We start from the raw sequence: 17,300 nt of genomic DNA on the forward strand, positions 1-17,300 counted from the left end.
CCCCATCGCTCCCGCACCCCGGCGGCGGGCCCGGGAAAGGGCGGGAGGCGGGGCAGGCGCGGAAGGTGTGAGGCCCGCAGGCCTTTCCGGTCTACGGGCCGGCCGGCCAGCCGTGCACCGGTTCCCCGGCGCGCACCAGCTCGCAGTAGCGCCGCACCGTCGCCGCCAGCGCCTTCTCCCGGTCCAGTCCGCCCTCCAGGGCCCGGTGGTAGGCCTCGGCCTGCCAGGACGCCCCGTTGACCCGGCGGCGGCAGCGCTCCTCGATGACCGACAGATAGCGGTCCCGGTCACCGGGCTCGATGCCCCAGACGTCCAGGCCCCGGGCCGCCATCGGCAGCAGCTCCTCCAGCACCAGCCGGTCCACGGGCACGGCCGACAGCTCTCCGCCGCGGCCGGGGCGGGGCCACCACAGCCTGGCGTCCATGCCGTGGCGGCAGGCGGCGTCGAAGTTCTCGGCGGCGGCGGAGAACGGCATCCGGTTCCACACCGGGCGCGGGTCGTCGGCCAGCGTGCGCACCAGACCGTAGTAGAGGGCGGTGTTGGCCAGCACGTCGGTGACGGTGGGGCCGGCGGGCAGCACCCGGTTCTCCACCCGCAGGTGCGGCACTCCGTCGGCGATGCCGTACACGGGCCGGTTCCAGCGGTAGATCGTGCCGTTGAGCAGCGTCATCTCGGCCAGTGAGGGGACGCCGCCCGCGTCCAGCACCTCCAGCGGTTCCTCGTCCTCGCAGACGGGCAGCAGCGGCGGGAAGTAGCGGCCGTTCTCCTCGAACAGCTCGTACGCCGAGGAGATCCACCGCTCGCCGAACCAGGTCCGCGGCCGCACTCCCTGGGCGATCAGCTCCGGCTGCCTGGTGTCGGTGGCCTGGAGGAAGAGCGGTGGGCGGGACTCCCGCCACAGCTCGCGGCCGAAGAGGAAGGGGGAGTTGGCGCCGACGGCGACCTGAACGGCCGAGACGGCCTGGGCGGCGTTCCACACATCGGCGAAGCGGCCGGGGGTGACCTGCAGATGGAGTTGCACGGAGGTGCAGGCGGCCTCCGGAGCGATGGAGGACGAGGCGTACCTCAGATGTTCCACGCCCTCGATGTCCAGGACCACCTCCTCGCCCCGGGCGGTCATGATCTGGTCGTTCAGCAGGGTGTAGCGGTCCGCCGCGGTGAGGTTCGCCGACACCAGGTCGTCTCCCGTGAGAGTCGGCAGAATACCGATCATCACAATACGCGCATCGACCTCGGCGGCTTTGCGGTCGGCATAGGCCAGACCGGTGCGCAGCTCCTCGGCGAGCTGGTCCAGCACACGCCCGGAGAGCCGGTGCGGAAGGATGTTCACCTCGAGGTTGAACTGACCCAATTCCGTCTGGAAATCCCGGCTCGCTATCCGCTCCAGCACCTGGGCGTTCATCATCCGCGGCATCCCCTCTGCGTCCGCGAGGTTCAGCTCGATCTCCAGTCCCATGAGATCGCGGGGACGGTCGAAGCGCTGCTCGTCCAGCAGCCGCCGCAGCCCCTGGAGACACCGCTGGAGCTTGTCCCGGTACCGCCGGCGGTCGGACAGGGCGAACCCGCCGGCCTCGACCTTCTCGCCCATCGACGTGTCCCTCCTCGAGTGAACCGTGACCGGATGATGCCCCGCGGATGCGAGAGATAACGCCTCATGCGACAGTGAGGGTCCGGTAAGCTGGACTCAGGCTTTCGCGGGGCACATTCCCACGTCATACGCCAGAGATACCTCACCGCCCTCGGCCCAACCGACATCCGCCCGCTGATGTCCGGCCTGCGGGCCTCGTTCGCGAGGAATAGCGAAAAGATACGGACGACCGCATAGTCAGTCGCTTTCCAGGTCAGCGGTCGGACTCCCGGAAACTCGCAGATGAAACACCGCAGGTAAATGTCCGGATGACCTCTTGCCGGTAACATTCGGGACAGCTAGCCGAAACACCGGCCGAACAACTCTCGTATAAACTCCACGAAAGCGGCTGAGACGCGACCCGACGATGGGCGCGCATCCGCCGTCTCACTCCCTTCCAGGTTTCTTCACGGCCTTCTCCACGGCCCTTCCCTACGCCGACAGCGCCGTCCGCGCCAGCAGCTGAGCACCACCGTGTCTCCGATCGAGAGGCGACCCACCATGCCCCTGCGTGTCCAACCGGCCCCGGCACCCGCTCTGCGCAGTGTGCACGCGGCCCTCGGTTCCCCCGGCGGCCTCCGAGGCGACGCCGCCCCTCCCGGCCTCCGGGCCCGGACGGGCCCGGTGCGTCCGGACCTCTCCCTGCCGCTCCACGTGCTGAACGGGATCACCGCGTCGGCGGGGCCGCCCCGCACCAGGCTGGCGGGCTGGCGCTTCCTGCTGCGGGACGCGCACGGTGTGGTGGGTGCCGCCGACGCGGTGCTCACCGCGGACGGCTGGACGTTCTCGCACTTCTGCGAGGGGCCGTTCGTCGCCTCGGCCGAGACCGCCCTGCGCCGCGCCGAGACGCTGCCGGCGGCGTACCAGCCGCGTCTGCTGTCGGTGCCGGAGCTCTACATGCTGACGCTGTGGCTGCACGGCGACACGGAGGCCGACGCCGCCGACGGCTCGCCCGCCCCGGCGGACCTGCTGGTGCCGCTCGCCCCTGCCCCGCCCGGGATCGCGGCGCACCGGCCGCACCGCGTCGACGGCCTGCTACCGCTGCTGACCCGGCGGCTGGCGCCCCCGCCCCTGCTGGGCACACCCGCCTGATCCCCGGTGGCACGGCCCGGTGACGGGCCCGGACAGCGACAGTGGTGCCCCGCGGCCGGCCGGCCGCGGGGCACCACTGTCGCTTCCGCCCTCCCGGATGCCGGTCGTCCACGACTCCGGTATCACCCGAACGGATGGTTCTGGCCCGGGCGACCGCCCTCGGGAAGGGCGCGTCGTCAGAACGCGGGGACAGCCGCGGCGAAATCCCTGCGGAATTCCGGCCGCGGGACAACACTGGGGGATCGACCAGAAGACACGGGGGCGGTCATGAACCACACATCCAGCCAAGGCACCACCACATCGCAGCGAGAGAACTCCACCATGTGTCAGCACCAGCCGCCCTGCCCGTCAGCCGACTCCGCCGACCGGGAGGCCGCCCATCTCGTGGCGCACCACCCGGAGCAGGGCTGGAGCCTGCTGTGCAACGGTGTCCTGCTCTTCGAGGACACCGGCGAACTGCTGCCCGACGGGCAGGTCATCGCGCCGCACCGGCCGCTCCGCTCCGGACACGTCACCACCGCCGCCTGACGGCGGAGGGCGCCGCACCGCCACAGGGGCGGGCCCCGCCGTGCGGCGGGGCCCGCCCCTGTGGGCACGCTCGGTCGCGGCTCAGCCCTCGTACTCGTCCATCGGGGGGCACGAGCAAACCAGGTTGCGGTCGCCGTAAGCGCCGTCGATGCGCCGCACCGGCGGCCAGTACTTGTCGGCCGCCGCGACGCCGGCCGGGAACGCCGCCTCCTCGCGCCCGTAGGAGTGCTCCCACCCTCCGGCGAGCTGCGCGGCGGTGTGCGGGGCGTTGCGCAGCGGGTTGTCCTGCGCGTCCCACTCCCCCGAGGCGACCTTCTCGATCTCGGCCCGGATCGCGATCATCGCGTCGCAGAAGCGGTCCAGCTCCGCCAGGTCCTCGCTCTCGGTGGGCTCGATCATCAGCGTCCCCGCCACGGGGAAGGACATCGTCGGGGCGTGGAAGCCGTAGTCGATCAGCCGCTTGGCCACGTCGTCGATGCTGACCCCGGTGGCCTTGGTCAGCGGGCGGACGTCGATGATGCACTCGTGCGCCACCAGGCCGCCCGGGCCGGTGTAGAGCACCGGGTAGTGCGGCTCCAGCCGCTTGGCGACGTAGTTGGCCCCGAGCACGGCCACCTGGGTGGCCCGGCGCAGCCCCTCGGCGCCCATCAGGCGCACGTACGCCCACGAGATGGGCAGGATACCCGCCGAGCCCCAGGGCGCCGCCGAGATCGGTCCCACGCCCGTCTCGGGGCCGGCCGCGGGCTGGAGCGGGTGGTTGGGCAGGTACGGCGCCAGGTGGGAGCGGACGGCCACCGGGCCGACGCCCGGACCGCCGCCGCCGTGCGGGATGCAGAAGGTCTTGTGCAGGTTCAGGTGGGAGACGTCAGCGCCGAACTTCCCCGGCTTGGCCAGGCCCACCAGCGCGTTGAGGTTGGCCCCGTCCACGTAGACCTGTCCGCCCGCCTCGTGCACGGCCGCGCAGATGTCGGTGATGTGCTCCTCGAACACACCGTGAGTGGAGGGGTAGGTGACCATGAGCACCGCCAGCTCCTCGCGGTGCTTGTCGATCTTGGCCCGCAGGTCCTCGACGTCCACGTCGCCGTTCTCGCCGGTCCCCACGACGACGACCTTCATCCCGGCCATCACGGCGCTGGCGGCGTTGGTGCCGTGTGCGGAGGAGGGGATCAGGCAGACGGTACGGCCGGCCTGGCCGTTCGCCCGGTGGTACGCCCGTACCGCCAGCAGGCCCGCCAGCTCGCCCTGGGAGCCGGCGTTGGGCTGGATGGAGACCTTGTCGTAACCGGTGACCTCGGCCAGCCGCTCCTCCAGCTCGCGGATCAGCGTCAGGTAGCCCTCGGCCTGCTCGGCGGGCGCGAAGGGGTGCAGTGCGCCGAACTCCGGCCAGGTGACCGGCTCCATCTCGGTGGTCGCGTTGAGCTTCATGGTGCACGAGCCCAGCGGGATCATGCCGCGGTCCAGCGCGTAGTCCCGGTCGGCCAGCCGGCGCAGGTAGCGCAGCATCGACGTCTCGGAGCGGTGCCGGTGGAAGACCGGGTGGGTCAGGTACTCGTCGGTGCGCAGCAGGGCGGTGGGCAGCACCTGGCCGGCGGCCTCGTCCAGCGCCTCGGCGTCCCCGGCCCCGGACTCCACACCGAAGGCGCCCCACACGGCGGCGAGCTGCGCGCGTCCGGTGGTCTCGTCGCAGGCGACGCCGACGTGGTCGGCGTCGGTCAGCCGCAGGTTGACCCCGGCCTCGCGGGCGGCGGCGACGACCTCGGCGGCCCGGCCCGGCACCCGTGCGGTGACGGTGTCGAAGAACGTGTCGTGGACGACCTCGACGCCGCCCTCGCGCAGCCCCTGGGCGAGGACGGCGGCGTAGCGGTGGGTGCGGCGGGCGATGGCGGCCAGCCCGTCGGGGCCGTGGTGGACGGCGTACATCCCCGCCATCACGGCGAGCAGCACCTGGGCGGTGCAGATGTTGCTGGTGGCCTTCTCCCGGCGGATGTGCTGCTCCCGGGTCTGCAGGGCCAGGCGGTAGGCCCTGGTGCCGTCGGCGTCCACCGAGACGCCCACCAGGCGGCCGGGCAGGTTGCGCGCGAACTTCTCCCGCACCGCCATGAACCCGGCGTGCGGCCCGCCGAACCCCATCGGCACGCCGAAGCGCTGGCTGGATCCCACCGCGATGTCGGCACCCAGCTCGCCGGGGGAGGTCAGCAGGGTGAGGGCGAGCAGGTCGGCTGCGACGGTGACGACCGCGCCCAGCCCGTGCGCCTCCTCGATCACGGCGCGCAGGTCGCGCACGGCACCGGAGGCGCCCGGGTACTGCAGCAGCACGCCGAAGACACCCCGTTCGGCGACCTCGGCGGGGATACCGCCGGACAGGTCGGCGACGACGACCTCCACCCCGGTGGGCTCGGCGCGGGTCTCGATCACGGCGATGGTCTGCGGCAGGCAGTCGGCGTCGATCAGGAAGACGCCCTGTCTGACCTTGCCCACGCGCCGGGACAGCGCCATGGCCTCGGCCGCCGCGGTGCCCTCGTCCAGCAGCGAGGCCCCCGAGGTCGGCAGCCCGGTCAGGTCGGCGACCACGGTCTGGAAGTTCAGCAGCGCCTCCAGGCGCCCCTGCGAGATCTCCGGCTGGTACGGGGTGTAGGCCGTGTACCAGGCGGGGTTCTCCATGACGTTGCGCAGGATGACCGGCGGGGTGAAGGTGCCGTGGTAGCCCAGGCCGATCATGGAGTCCAGCACCTGGTTGCGCCCGGCCAGGGAGCGCAGCTCCGCCAGGACCTCCGCCTCGCCGCGGGCCGCTGGCAGGTCCAGCGCCTCGGTGCTCCTGATCACCTCCGGTACGGCGGCGGCCGCCAGCTCGTCCAGCGATCCGTAGCCGACCTGGGCGAGCATCTTGGCCTGCTCGCCGGCGTCGGGGCCGATGTGGCGCTCCTCGAAGGGAGTGCCCCGCTCCAGCTCCGCGAGGGAGGTGGCGGGAGGAGTGCGGTCTGCTGTCATCTGGAGGCCTCCTGGTCTGCGCGACCTGCGAGGGACACCGCGGCGCGGGTGCCCCGACGGCCTCCCCCTCTGTCATCACGACCTGAGAGCTTCACCGGCCCGCGCGCGGCCCGGTTTTCACCGTCGGTGAGGGGGGCTGCGGCGTCGTCCGTCGTGGCCCGCCCTGCTTTCCAGAGTGACCTCACCCGCGCGGTACGTGAGCCTGAGAGATTCCGGGGAGGATTTGCTCCTTCGGCGCCCCCGGCACTGTCACCGGAGGACTCTCCCGCTCGGGGTCAACAGCCACTTCAGAGCCTACCAGCGCTCGTCGGCGTCGACACGGCCGCGGTTCCCGCCCGTCTGCCCGAGTGGCCGATGCGCCGAATGTGCCGTTTCGTTGTTTGTGGCGACTGTTCGCGAGCAGGCGCCTTCTCGTGCGAGGAGTTGGAGGGACCACCATGCAGACCGACATCGACCCGCGGGATCTGATAGGCCTCAAGGCGTTCGACAGCACCGGACAGAAGATAGGGACCGTGGACGAGGTGTACCTCGACGACGCCACCGGCATCCCCGAGTGGGCGGCCGTGCGCACCGGGTTCTTCAGCCGTGACGCCTTCGTCCCGCTGGAACCCAGCGAGGTGGCGGACGGGGCGCTGAAGGTGCCCTTCGAGCGCTCCCTGGTGAGGGAGGCGCCGGACTTCGGCGTGGGCCGCCATCTCTCCCCCGAGCAGGAACTGCAGCTCTACCGCCACTACGGGCTGGGGGTGCCCGGCGCCGCCGCGCCCGCCTCCGACGAGGACATGACGTTCGGGCGGATCGCGGGCTCCGAGGCCTGACCGCCCCATGGGGGTAGCGGCTCGGAGGGCTCCAGCTCCGGATCGTCCACCGCGAAGGTGCGCACCCGGCCCGGCGGCGACCCGGGCTGCTCGAACCGCACCGTGACCCGCCCCAGACCACTGCCCTGCACCCAGCCCGGCCCGTACCTCGCATGCCGTATGTCCAGGCCGGGCAGCCAGTGCCGTACCTCCCATGTTTCCCTCCCGGCCGCCGGTCCGCCCACCGCAGGCGGAGCGGGGCTCGGCGGCCGGTCCGCGCCGAGGAGCCCGGCGGCCCGAGTACCGGCCTGGGCGAACAGGTCCTCCTGGGTGAAGTCGGCCAGCCCGCTCACCCCGACTCCCAGCAGCCTCACCCCGGCGGTGGTGTCCACGCCCCCGACGAGCCGGGCGGCGGCCTCCCTCACCACCGCCGGGTCGTCGGTCGGGCCGCGCAGCGTCTCGGAGCGGGTGAGCGTGGAGAAGTCGTAGCTGCGGATCTTGACCACCACCGTGCGCCCGCTGCGTCCCGCCGCCCGCAGCCGCGCGACGCAGCGGTCGGCGAGCCGTGCGATCTCCGCCTGGATCCTGGCGCGGTCGGTGAGGTCGGTGTCGAAGGTGTCCTCGGCCGAGACCGACTTGGCGTCGCGCTCGGCGACCACGGGCCGTTCGTCGATCCCCCGCGCCATCGTGTACAGCGCTCCGCCGTGCGCCCGGCCCAGCAGGCGGACCAGTTCCGCCTCTCCCGCCTCGGCGATCTCGCCGACAGTGGCTATCCCTGACCGGCGCAGGGTCTGGGCGGTGGCGGGCCCGACACCGGGCAGTGTGCGCACCGGCATCGGCGCCAGCAGCGCCCGCTCGGTGCCCGGCGAGATCACCACCAACCCGTCGGGCTTGGCCTGCTCCGAGGCGATCTTGGCGAGCATCTTGGATCCGGCCAGCCCCACCGAGCCGCAGAGTCCGGTGACGGCACGGATGTCCCGGCGCAGTCGTTCGCCCACGGCGCGGGCGGCGTCGGCGGACCACCGCCCCGTCTCCCCCGCCGCCCCGCCCGCCTGGAGGTCCACGAACGCCTCGTCCAGGCTGAGCGGCTCCACCAGCGGCGACAGCTCGCGCAGCAGTCCCATCACCACCTCGCTGACGCGGCGGTAGAGCCCGAAACGGGGGGTGAGGTAGGCGGCGTTCGGACACAGCCGGCGGGCCTGTGCCATCGGCATCGCCGAGTGCACCCCGAAGACACGGGCCTCGTAGGAGGCGGTGGCGACCACCCCCCGCGGCCCGAGGCCACCGACGATCACGGGCTTTCCGCGCAGACTGGGCTTGGCCGCCTGCTCAACGGCGGCGTAGAAGGCGTCCATGTCCAGATGCAGGACCGTCGGTGTCCCTCTCACACCTTTGATACTGCCCTACATCACTGACGGGGACGGCCGCGTCGTCCGCCTGCTCCGCCCCGCCGGACAGTACCGGTGGTCCGGTCGTCGCGCCGGGTCATCCCGCCCGGTTGCGGCGGCGCGCCAGTTCGTCGGCCGGGTTGTCCCCGACGATGGTCTCCCCGGTGTCGACCCGCTCGGCGTGCAGCCGGGACAGGGCGGCTTCGACGTCCCGCCACACCACGCCGACCGCGATCCCGAAGACGCCCTGACCGCCCTGGAGGAGGTCGACGACCTCGTCGGGCGATGAGCACTCGTAGACCGTCGCGCCGTCGCTCATGAGCGTCATCCGCTCCAGGTCCCCGACCCCGCGCGAGCGCAGGTGCCTTACGGCGGCACGGATGTTCTGCAGCGACACCCCGGCGTCCAGAAGCCGCTTGACGATCTTCAGCACGACCACGTCGCGGAAGCTGTAGAGCCGCTGGGTGCCCGAGCCGTACGCCGGGCGGACGCTGGGCTCGACCAGACCGGTACGGGCCCAGTAGTCCAGCTGCCGGTAGGTGATGCCCGCGGCCGCGCAAGCCGTCGGCCCTCGGTAGCCGACCGGCTCGGGTCCGGTGCCCTGTGCGGTGGGGGCGGACCGGGCGGTAGGCCGTATGGAGGATCCGCGCAACGGATACGGATCGCCCGCCGCCCTGCTGTCGCCGGTGCTTCCCACGCCGACCCTCCGTCCTTCACGTCCCGCGGATATGCCCGGGACCTGCCCAATCGACGGTAGGCAGTCACTCGGGGTGCGTCAACGATCGCCACACTCGGCACGCCGAGTGATAATCACCCAAGGAGTGGTTTTGCGTGTCCCCATCGCGGGAATGGGTGCCGGAATGGCCTGACGTCGGCGGCGCTCACTGGTTACTGGTGCCGAAGTCCTCCGGGGAGATCTGGTCGAGGAACTCGCGGAACTTCTCCACCTCGTCCTCCTGCTCGTCCGGAATCGCGATCCCGGCGTCGTCCAGCACACCGTCGCTGCCGTAGATCGGCGTCCCGGTGCGCAGGGCCAGCGCTATGGCGTCGGACGGGCGGGCACTCACCTCCACACCGCTGGCGAAGACCAGCTCGGCATAGAAGACGCCCTCTCTGAGGTCGGTGATCCTCACGGCGGTGAGCTCCTGCCCGACCGCCTCCAGAACGTCCTTGAACAGGTCATGGGTCAGCGGGCGGGCGGGCGTCATACCCTGCTGGGCGAAGGCGATCGCTGTCGCCTCCCCAGGACCGATCCAGATGGGAAGGTACCGGTCGCCTCCCACCTCTCGCAGGAGAACGATCGGCTGGTTGGAGGGCATTTCGACCCGGACACCCACAACGTCGAGCTCGTTCACACAGCAACCCTAGGACGTGCGCGCCCCCTTTGGGTAGTCGGGCACCCCGTGACCCGGCCCATGGCAGGCCCATTGTCGGCGCAGTGCCGGCCCGGTGCCGGGCCCGTGTCAGCGCGGCCGTGCCTTCAGCGCCGACCGCACCAGGGCCGCGTGCAGCCGTACGGCCAGTGTCGCCAGTTCCCGCGCGGTCGTCTCGGCGTGCGCCCTGGTCTGGGGATTTCGGTGCCGCCGCAGCGGCGCCACGACCTGCTCCACCAGCCCGGCCTCCCGCTCCGCGGAAGCCTTCACCACCCGCAGATGCCGCGGCTCCAGACCGTACCGGCCCAGGTCCGCGACGATCCGGGCGACGGCCACGGCCTCGGCGTCGTAACCGCCGTCCCCTCCGGAACCGATCAGGCCGTAGGACTCCCACTCGGCGAGCTGCTCCTCCTCCGCCCCGACGGCGGCCAGGAGCTCCGCGCGCCCCACACGCGCCGTACGGGGGGTGTCCGCGTCGGCCGGTCCGTCCGGATCGCGGTCCCGCGGGGCGGCGGCCGAAGCCGGGCCCCCCTCCCGCGAGTCGAATGGATCGATGGCGTCGGACGGCCTCGCCGGGCCGGGCGGGGCCACCTCCTCGCCGCGGTCGAGCGCTTCGAGATGCTCCTTGATGACCCGCAGCGGCAGATAGTGGTCGCGCTGCATCCGCAGCACCCGGCTCAGCCGCTCCACATCCGCCGTGGTGAACTTGCGGTACCCCGACGGCGTCCGCTGCGGCTCCACCAGCCCCTCGGACTCCAGGAAACGGATCTTGGAGATGGTCACCTCGGGGAACTCGTCCCGCAGCAGGTTGAGCACGGCTCCGATGCTCATCGGAGCCGACTTCGCGGCGGCGGTGCCCCTGCGGGCACCGCCGGACCGTGATTGCAGCATGGACGCCCCCGGGGCGGTGGGTCAGACGGTGCGCTGGCTCGCGAAGAAGACCAGCCTGTACTTCCCGATCTGGACCTCGTCACCGTTGTTGAGCACGACCGAGTCGATCCGCTCACGGTTGACATACGTGCCGTTGAGACTGCCGACGTCGGCGACGGTGAACCGGCCGTCCGGGCCACGCCGGAACTCCACATGACGGCGGGAGACGGTCACGTCGTCCAGGAAGATGTCGCTCTCGGGGTGGCGGCCCGCCGTCGTCAGCTCGCTGTCCAGCAGAAAGCGGCTGCCGGAGTTCGGCCCCCGGCGCACCACCAGCAGCGCCGAGCCCATCGGCAGCGCGTCCACGGCCGCCTGGGCCTCGGGGGACAGCGACGGCAGCGCCGTCTGTCCCGTCATCTCCGCGTCGTAGGCCTCGATGCCCGAGATCGAGATGGTGGAGGTCGTCTCCGAGGAACGCTCGGGTGCGGCACCTCCCCGCAGCGGCGCTCCGCAGTTGGAGCAGAAACGGCTCGCCTCGGCGGCGCGGGTACCGCACCTGGCACAGACCGGCAAGTCGCCTCCTCCACCCGTACTCGAAGCTGACGGTGCCTCGGAACCTATGCGGCCGGACGCTTCCCGGTCAACAGAGACAGGGCCGTGACCACTCGAATCGTGGCCGGGCGCGACCTCGTCACGGAAGAGCGGGCGTTCCGCCCCCTCCGCCGCGGGCTCGCCGCCACGCGGCGCACGGTGCCGGGCACCGTCCCCGGCTCCCTGACGCTTACTACCGAACAACTTCCCAAGAAAACTCACGGGCGATTCCCCTCGCACGAAACAGACCCGCCCGTGGGGCAGGACAGACCCTCGATGCTCACGGTGGCCGAACCGGACGCCCTCACAACGTCCCTGGCCTTCGGACAGTTTCCCTTACCCGCAGGCCGGCAAGCGCGCCGACCCCCCGGTTTCTTCACGCGTCGGCTCACTGCGATGACGACTGAGCGTAGTCAGGCCGCTTCGCCGACCGCAAGGCATCCACGACGATCTTCTCTGAACGGGTTATGGACACGGTGGCCTGCTCCTTCTCCAGGGACTGGACGACACCGCCCGGGATGTTGAGCGCCGGCTCGAGGTCCTGCGGCTTGCCGATGACCTCGAAACGGTAGGGCGAGACCACCTCGCGGCCGTCGACCCTGATGCCGCCGCCACCGTCGGTGAAGTGGGTGCTCGTCACCACCCGTACACCGTTGACCTCGATCGCCTCGGCGCCCGCGGCACGCAGTTCCTGGATCGCGTCCAGCAGCATGTGAGCCTCGACCGTGCCCGCGGCGTCGTCAACCACCATCCGGATGCCCGGCCCCTCGGCCGCGACCGTGCCCGCCAGCACACCCAGCTGCCGCGCCCTTTCCTCGGTCTGCCGACGCGCCTCCTCCGCCTGGTCCGAGCTGTTCTCCAGCTCGGACTTCTGGTTCTCCAGCGTCCGCTTCTCCTCCTCCAGCCGCTGGGTGCGGCTGTCGAGCTCGTCCAGGATCCGCACGAGGTCCTCCTGCCGCGCACCGCGCAGCGGGCTGTTCTCGCTGGTGGAGCGGACCTGGATGGCGAGCCCCAGACCGAGGACGAACAGCAGCAGCGCCACGGTGAGTTGGTTTCGGTTCACCCGTGGTGGCCACAGCCCGCGGACCAGCCGCTCGCGTCCGTCCGGAGAAGGGCTCCCGCCGACCGGGGCGGTGCCCTCCGCGGGCTCCCCCGGCCCCGCGGCGGTCCCACCGCGCTCCTCCTCCGGGCCCATACCCGGTGGTGTCGTCCTGTCGTCGCTCATCGCTCACTCACGCCCGGAACACATGCCGCCGGATGGCGGCGGCATTGGAGAAGATACGGATGCCCAGCACCACCACGACGCCCGTCGACAACTGCGCACCGACACCGAGTTTGTCGCCGAGGAAGACGATCAGTGCCGCCACCACCACGTTCGACAGGAAGGACACCACGAAGACCTTGTCGTCGAAGATGCCGTCCAGCATCGCACGCAGTCCGCCGAAGACCGCGTCCAGTGCCGCCACGACGGCGATCGGCAGGTAGGGCTCGACGACCGTCGGCACCACGGGACGGACCAGGAGTCCGGCCACGACTCCCACGATGAGGCCCAGAACGGCGATCACGATGTGCTGCCCTTTCCTGTTTTCACGGGCTCTGCCGTACGAACGGTGAGGCTGGGCGCGGCCGGCAGCCGCACCCTGTCCTGGACGGAGATGCCGGTGCGGATGCCGTAGTTGTCCTGGAGCACCTCCAGGTACAGGCCGTCGTCACTGTCCTGGAAGGTTTCGCTCAGGTCCTCGCCGTCACCCACCGCGAGCAGGGTGTACGGAGGCACCAGTGGTTTGTTGTCGACGAGTATGGCGTCGCCTGCGGCACGGATGGCGGACAGGGCCGTCAGCCGCTGTCCGTTGACCGAGATCGCCTCGGCTCCCGACTCCCACAGCCCGTTGACGACCCTCTGGAGGTCCCTGTCCCGTACCCGCCCGGTGTCGGCGAAGCCGGTGCTCTGGCGCGGCCCTCCGCCCTCGCCCGGTCCGGAGTCCTCGGCGTCGTCGACGACGAGCCTGATCCCCGGCCCCTCGACCGGCACCGCCCCGGCCAGCAGCGCGACCACTTCGCCGCGGTCGCCGCCGTGTTCCTGAAGCGCCTCGCGCTGCATGGCCGCGACCTCCTCACGGAGGCCGTCCACACTGCTCTGCAGGCCGTCCGCGTCCCGGCTGCCGTCCTCGATGCGGTCGATCAGCTCCTGCCGCTCCCGCGCCTCCGTGGGCGCCTCGAAACGTGCCTGGGCGGCCCCCAGCGTGACCACCAGCGCGACCAGGACGAGACCGGCGGCCAGGATGAGCCTCCCCCGCAGCGTGCGGGGCAGGCCGGGCCGGCCCTCGGCGCCCCTGCGGGCCGCCGCTTCCGCGTAGCCGTCGTCGAGGCTGTGCTCCATCACGTTGGTGAGCAGCGACATGGAAGCGTCGGGTCGCGCAGGCCTCGAGGGTGTACTCCGTACGGGGTGCTGCTGCGACATGCCGCACATCGTCGCACGTCGAGGGCCGTACCGCCGAACAGGGCCTCCACAGCGCCGGAGCGCGTCCGTTCGGCGGTACGGTACCGCGGTGTTCCGGGGCTCACGCGCCCCTGGAAAACGTCGGGCCGTCAGCGCCCGGCGCTGTCGACCACCGCCGACCACTCGTCGAGCAGCGCCTGCGCGGAGGCGTCGTCAGGTCCCTCGGCCCACAGATGGGTGACCGCCTCGGCCGGATCCGGCAGCACCATGACCCAGCGCCCGTCGGACTCCACCACGCGTACGCCGTCGGTCGTGTCGACGAAACGTTCCCCCGCGGCCTCGACGACCCGGCGCATGACCAGGCCCTTGACCGCCCAGGGGGTGGCCAGGTCGCGGCGCAGCACGTGGGCCTGCGGGATACGGGCGTCGATCTGGCTCAGGGTGAGCTGGGTACGGGCCACGAGTCCGAGCAGGCGCGCGAAGGCCGCCGTGCCGTCGAACACACTGCTGAACTCAGGCACGATGAACCCGCCCCGGCCGTCGCCGCCGAAGACGGTGGCCTCGTCCCTTCCGACCCTGGTGAGATCGTCCGGCGAGGTCGTGGTCCACTCCACCTGGGTGCCGTGGTAGGCGGCCACCTGCTCGGCGATGCGGGTCGTGGTCACCGGCAGGGCGACCTTCCCGCTGCGCCGCTCCGCGGCGATCAGGTCGAGCATCACCAGCAGCGCCCGCTGGTCCTCGATGATCGTGCCGCGCTCGTCCACCAGGGAGATCTTCTCGCCCACGGGGTCGAACCGGACGCCGAAGGCCGCCCGGGCCGACGCCACGATCTCCCCCAGCCGCACCAGCCCGGCCCGGCGGGTGTCGGCCGTCTCGGTCGGCCGCGCCTCGTCCAGCCCCGGGTTGATCGTCAGCGAGTCGACGCCGAGCCGACCGAGCAGGCTGGGCAGGACGAGGCCGGCGCTTCCGTTGGAGGCGTCCACGACCACCTTGAGACCGGACTCGGCGACACCGGTGGTGTCCACCGCCCGCAGCAGCGTCCCCGTGTAGGAGTCGAACACACTGGCCGGAAAGCTCAGGTCTCCGATCTCTCCCGGGAACGCCCTGCGGTACTCCTGGCGGGCGTAGACACGGTCCAGTTTGCGCTGCCCCGCCTGCGAGAGGTCGGCGCCCCGCTCGTCGAAGAACATGATGTCGACGGAATCCGGGACGCCCGGCGTCGTACGGATCATGATGCCGCCGGCGCTGCCTCTCGCGGTCTGCTGCCGGGCCACCGGCAACGGCACGTTCTCCAGGTCCCGCACATCGATGGCACTCGCCTGGAGGGCGGAGATCACCGCACGCTTCAGGGCACGAGCGCCTCGGGAGTGGTCGCGGGCCGTGGTGACCGTCGACCCCTTCTTCAGCGTCGTGGCGTACGCTCCGGCCAGCCGTACGGCCAACTCCGGCGTGATCTCCACATTGAGGATGCCGGAGACGCCGCGAGCGCCGAACAGATGGGCCTGGCCTCGCGACTCCCAGATGACCGACGTGTTGACGAAGGCACCGGCCTCGACCGTCTTGAAGGGGTAGACCCGGACGTTGCCCTGGACGATGGACTCCTCGCCCACCAGGCACTCGTCACCGATGACCGCACCGTCCTCGATCCGGGCAGCCCTCATCACGTCGGTGTTCTTGCCGATGACGCAACCTCGGAGATTGGACTGCGGACCGATGTAGACGTTGTCGTGGACGACGGCCCTGTGCAGGAAAGCACCGCTTTTGACCACCACATTGGAGCCGATGACCGTGTGCTCCCGCAGTTCGGCGCCGGCTTCCACCTTGGCGTAGTCGCCCACATACAGCGGTCCGCGCAGTACCGCGTCAGGATGTACTTCCGCGCCTTCCGCGATCCAGACCCCCGGGGAGATCTCGAATCCGTCGGTCTCAACGTCGACTTTCCCCTCGAGAACGTCGGCCTGTGCCTTGACATAGCTCTCGTGGGTGCCGACGTCCTCCCAGTAGCCCTCGGCGACATAGCCGTAGACCGGCTTGCCTTCCTTCATGAGCTGCGGAAAGACGTCGCCGGACCAGTCCACGGGGACATCGGGGTCGACGTAGTCGAAGACTTCCGGCTCCATGACGTAGATGCCGGTGTTCACGGTGTCGGAGAAGACCTGGCCCCAGGTGGGCTTCTCCAGGAAACGCTCGACCTTCCCCTCGTCGTCGACGATCGTGATGCCGAACTCGAGCGGATTGGGCACCCTGGTGAGACACACGGTCACCATCGCGCCGCGTTCTCGGTGGAAATTGATGAGTTCGGTCAGGTCAAAGTCGGTGAGAGCGTCACCGGAAATGACGAGGAATGAGTCGTCCTTGAGGGCTTCCTCTGCGTTCTTGACACTGCCTGCGGTTCCCAGAGGTTTTTCCTCATTGGCGTAGGTGAGCTCCATCCCGAGCTCCTCGCCGTCACCGAAATAGTTCTTGACCAGCGAAGCCAGGAACTGTACGGTCACCACGGTCTCGGTGAGACCGTGCCGCTTGAGCAGCCGCAGCACATGCTCCATGATGGGCCTGTTGGCCACTGGCAGCAGCGGCTTGGGCATGCTCGCGGTCATCGGGCGAAGGCGGGTGCCCTCGCCACCGGCCATTACGACGGCCTTCATGTCGGAAGCGTCCTCCTTGAAGAGACGACATACATGCCGACTGTGCCCGGCCGAAGAGACCCGTGAATCTTTAAAGGGCCACTCGGGTCTCGCAGCCCCCGACGAGAGTCAGGGCCTAGTCGGCTGCGGCATCCGCCTTCACAAGTCGGCGGACTTGAACCACATAGAGGATTCCTGCCCACCAGTACAGGGTTGTACCCCAGCCTGCGAACGCCCATCCGAAAATAGCAGCCAGTGACGGAAGCCATCCGTTCCCGTCACTGAGCAGCAACAGCGGGAAGGCGTACATCAGGTTGAAGGTGGCGGCTTTCCCCAGGAAGTTGACCTGCGGTGGCGCATATCCGTGGCGGTCGAGGACCCAGACGGCCGCCAGCAGCATGAGCTCGCGCGCCAGGAGCAGTCCGGTGAGCCAGAGCGGGAGGATGTCGCGCCATGTCAGCCCGACCAGAGTGGAGAGCACGTACAGTCGGTCGGCAGCCGGGTCGAGGATGCGGCCGAGGCCGCTGACCTGGTTCCAGCGCCGGGCGAGCTTGCCGTCCAGATAGTCGCTGACGCCGCTGAGCGCAAGCACGAGCAGCGCCCAGCCGTCGGCGTTGGGGCCTCCGAACTCCGGCCAGAGGATCAGCCACAGGAAGAGCGGCACCCCTACGAGCCGCGCCATGCTGAGGATGTTGGGGATGGTGAGGACACGGTCCGTCTGGACGCGTGTCTCCTGGGCCTCCACCCAAGACCTCCTGTGAGTCCGTGCCAACGATGCCTCCTGACCTTACCCGCAGGGCGATGCCAGGAACGAAAGGGGGCCCCGAAGACGGGCCACAACGCGAGAATGCCCTGCCGGGAACCCGGCAGGGCATTCTCACAATAATCGTTCGGCGGTGTCCTACTCTCCCACACGGTCCCCCATGCAGTACCATCGGCGCTGAAAGGCTTAGCTTCCGGGTTCGGAATGTAACCGGGCGTTTCT

At 70.6% G+C, this 17,300-nt stretch carries 15 protein-coding genes, 1 rRNA gene and 1 riboswitch; of the genes, 3 read left to right on the plus strand and 13 right to left on the minus strand.

Features of this window, described 5'->3' with window-relative positions; genetic code table 11:
* Positions 1-91: 91 nt before the first annotated feature.
* A complete protein-coding gene (locus IQ279_RS26305) occupies positions 92-1,588 on the minus strand; it encodes a glutamate-cysteine ligase family protein (RefSeq protein ID WP_206351821.1) in 1,497 nt (498 codons plus the stop codon).
* A gap of 540 nt (positions 1,589-2,128) precedes the next feature.
* On the opposite strand from IQ279_RS26305, the gene IQ279_RS26310 reads away from it, so the two are divergent.
* The gene (locus IQ279_RS26310) at positions 2,129-2,719 is read left to right on the plus strand and encodes a hypothetical protein (protein ID WP_206351822.1); all 591 of its coding nucleotides are present in this window, start codon (positions 2,129-2,131) and stop codon (positions 2,717-2,719) included.
* Between the two features lie 321 nt (positions 2,720-3,040).
* Positions 3,041-3,247: a DUF5999 family protein gene (locus tag IQ279_RS26315; RefSeq protein WP_206351823.1), complete on the plus strand. Its 207-nt coding sequence runs from the start codon at positions 3,041-3,043 to the stop codon at positions 3,245-3,247.
* 81 nt (positions 3,248-3,328) lie between these two features.
* Here IQ279_RS26315 and gcvP read toward each other — a convergent pair whose 3' ends face one another.
* Complete coding sequence (gcvP, locus tag IQ279_RS26320; protein ID WP_206351824.1) at positions 3,329-6,235, minus strand: aminomethyl-transferring glycine dehydrogenase; 2,907 nt, start codon at positions 6,233-6,235, stop codon at positions 3,329-3,331.
* Positions 6,236-6,415: 180 nt separating this feature from the next.
* A riboswitch (glycine riboswitch) is annotated at positions 6,416-6,513 on the minus strand.
* A gap of 159 nt (positions 6,514-6,672) precedes the next feature.
* Here gcvP and IQ279_RS26325 point away from each other — a divergent pair.
* A complete protein-coding gene (locus tag IQ279_RS26325) occupies positions 6,673-7,050 on the plus strand; it encodes a PRC-barrel domain-containing protein (RefSeq protein ID WP_206351825.1) in 378 nt (125 codons plus the stop codon).
* Here IQ279_RS26325 and IQ279_RS26330 read toward each other — a convergent pair.
* From IQ279_RS26330 to rrf, 11 genes are all read right to left on the minus strand, one after another.
* On the minus strand, positions 6,966-8,417 hold the full coding sequence (locus tag IQ279_RS26330) for a DNA polymerase IV (RefSeq protein ID WP_206351826.1): 1,452 nt from the start codon (positions 8,415-8,417) through the stop codon (positions 6,966-6,968). The genes IQ279_RS26325 and IQ279_RS26330 overlap by 85 nt on opposite strands.
* Before the next feature lie 97 nt (positions 8,418-8,514).
* Positions 8,515-9,114: a MerR family transcriptional regulator gene (locus IQ279_RS26335; RefSeq protein WP_206351827.1), complete on the minus strand. Its 600-nt coding sequence runs from the start codon at positions 9,112-9,114 to the stop codon at positions 8,515-8,517.
* Between the two features lie 184 nt (positions 9,115-9,298).
* Entirely contained in the window at positions 9,299-9,772 is a 474-nt protein-coding gene (locus IQ279_RS26340; RefSeq protein ID WP_093658537.1) for a bifunctional nuclease family protein, read from the minus strand.
* A 108-nt stretch (positions 9,773-9,880) separates the two neighbouring features.
* Positions 9,881-10,681: a transcriptional regulator FtsR gene (ftsR, locus tag IQ279_RS26345; protein WP_206351828.1), complete on the minus strand. Its 801-nt coding sequence runs from the start codon at positions 10,679-10,681 to the stop codon at positions 9,881-9,883.
* A gap of 21 nt (positions 10,682-10,702) precedes the next feature.
* Positions 10,703-11,515 carry a double zinc ribbon and FHA domain-containing protein gene (locus IQ279_RS28345; RefSeq protein WP_241028796.1) on the minus strand — a complete coding sequence of 271 codons (813 nt, stop codon included), beginning with the start codon at positions 11,513-11,515 and terminating at the stop codon, positions 10,703-10,705.
* A 124-nt stretch (positions 11,516-11,639) separates the two neighbouring features.
* Positions 11,640-12,476 (minus strand): DUF881 domain-containing protein, encoded by an 837-nt coding sequence (locus IQ279_RS26355; RefSeq protein ID WP_206351829.1) that lies wholly within the window; start codon positions 12,474-12,476, stop codon positions 11,640-11,642.
* A 7-nt stretch (positions 12,477-12,483) separates the two neighbouring features.
* Complete coding sequence (locus IQ279_RS26360) at positions 12,484-12,816, minus strand: small basic family protein (protein WP_093658545.1); 333 nt, start codon at positions 12,814-12,816, stop codon at positions 12,484-12,486.
* Positions 12,813-13,721 (minus strand): DUF881 domain-containing protein, encoded by a 909-nt coding sequence (locus tag IQ279_RS26365; protein WP_206351830.1) that lies wholly within the window; start codon positions 13,719-13,721, stop codon positions 12,813-12,815. Before IQ279_RS26365 ends, IQ279_RS26360 begins: the two co-directional genes overlap by 4 nt.
* A 119-nt stretch (positions 13,722-13,840) precedes the next feature.
* Positions 13,841-16,336: a mannose-1-phosphate guanyltransferase gene (locus IQ279_RS26370; RefSeq protein ID WP_206351831.1), complete on the minus strand. Its 2,496-nt coding sequence runs from the start codon at positions 16,334-16,336 to the stop codon at positions 13,841-13,843.
* A gap of 115 nt (positions 16,337-16,451) precedes the next feature.
* Positions 16,452-17,060, minus strand: a complete 609-nt coding sequence (clsA, locus tag IQ279_RS26375) for a cardiolipin synthase ClsA (protein WP_206351832.1) — start codon at positions 17,058-17,060, stop codon at positions 16,452-16,454.
* A gap of 143 nt (positions 17,061-17,203) precedes the next feature.
* Positions 17,204-17,300 (minus strand): 5S ribosomal RNA (gene rrf / locus IQ279_RS26380); the annotation flags it as partial.

This window comes from Streptomyces verrucosisporus (genome assembly GCF_017114865.1).
GTDB classification, from domain to species: domain Bacteria; phylum Actinomycetota; class Actinomycetes; order Streptomycetales; family Streptomycetaceae; genus Streptomyces; species Streptomyces fenghuangensis.

Bases quoted from the DNA above. Each gene is read 5' to 3' on its own strand.
- IQ279_RS26365 (WP_206351830.1), bottom strand. From the start codon at position 13,721: ATGTGCGGCATGTCGCAGCAGCACCCCGTACGGAGTACACCCTCGAGG.
- IQ279_RS26325 (WP_206351825.1), top strand. From the start codon at position 6,673: ATGCAGACCGACATCGACCCGCGGGATCTGATAGGCCTCAAGGCGTTC.
- IQ279_RS26315 (WP_206351823.1), top strand. From the start codon at position 3,041: ATGTGTCAGCACCAGCCGCCCTGCCCGTCAGCCGACTCCGCCGACCGG.
- IQ279_RS26305 (WP_206351821.1), bottom strand. From the start codon at position 1,588: ATGGGCGAGAAGGTCGAGGCCGGCGGGTTCGCCCTGTCCGACCGCCGG.
- IQ279_RS26310 (WP_206351822.1), top strand. From the start codon at position 2,129: ATGCCCCTGCGTGTCCAACCGGCCCCGGCACCCGCTCTGCGCAGTGTG.
- ftsR (WP_206351828.1), bottom strand. From the start codon at position 10,681: ATGCTGCAATCACGGTCCGGCGGTGCCCGCAGGGGCACCGCCGCCGCG.
- gcvP (WP_206351824.1), bottom strand. From the start codon at position 6,235: ATGACAGCAGACCGCACTCCTCCCGCCACCTCCCTCGCGGAGCTGGAG.
- IQ279_RS26370 (WP_206351831.1), bottom strand. From the start codon at position 16,336: ATGAAGGCCGTCGTAATGGCCGGTGGCGAGGGCACCCGCCTTCGCCCG.
- IQ279_RS26355 (WP_206351829.1), bottom strand. From the start codon at position 12,476: ATGAGCGACGACAGGACGACACCACCGGGTATGGGCCCGGAGGAGGAG.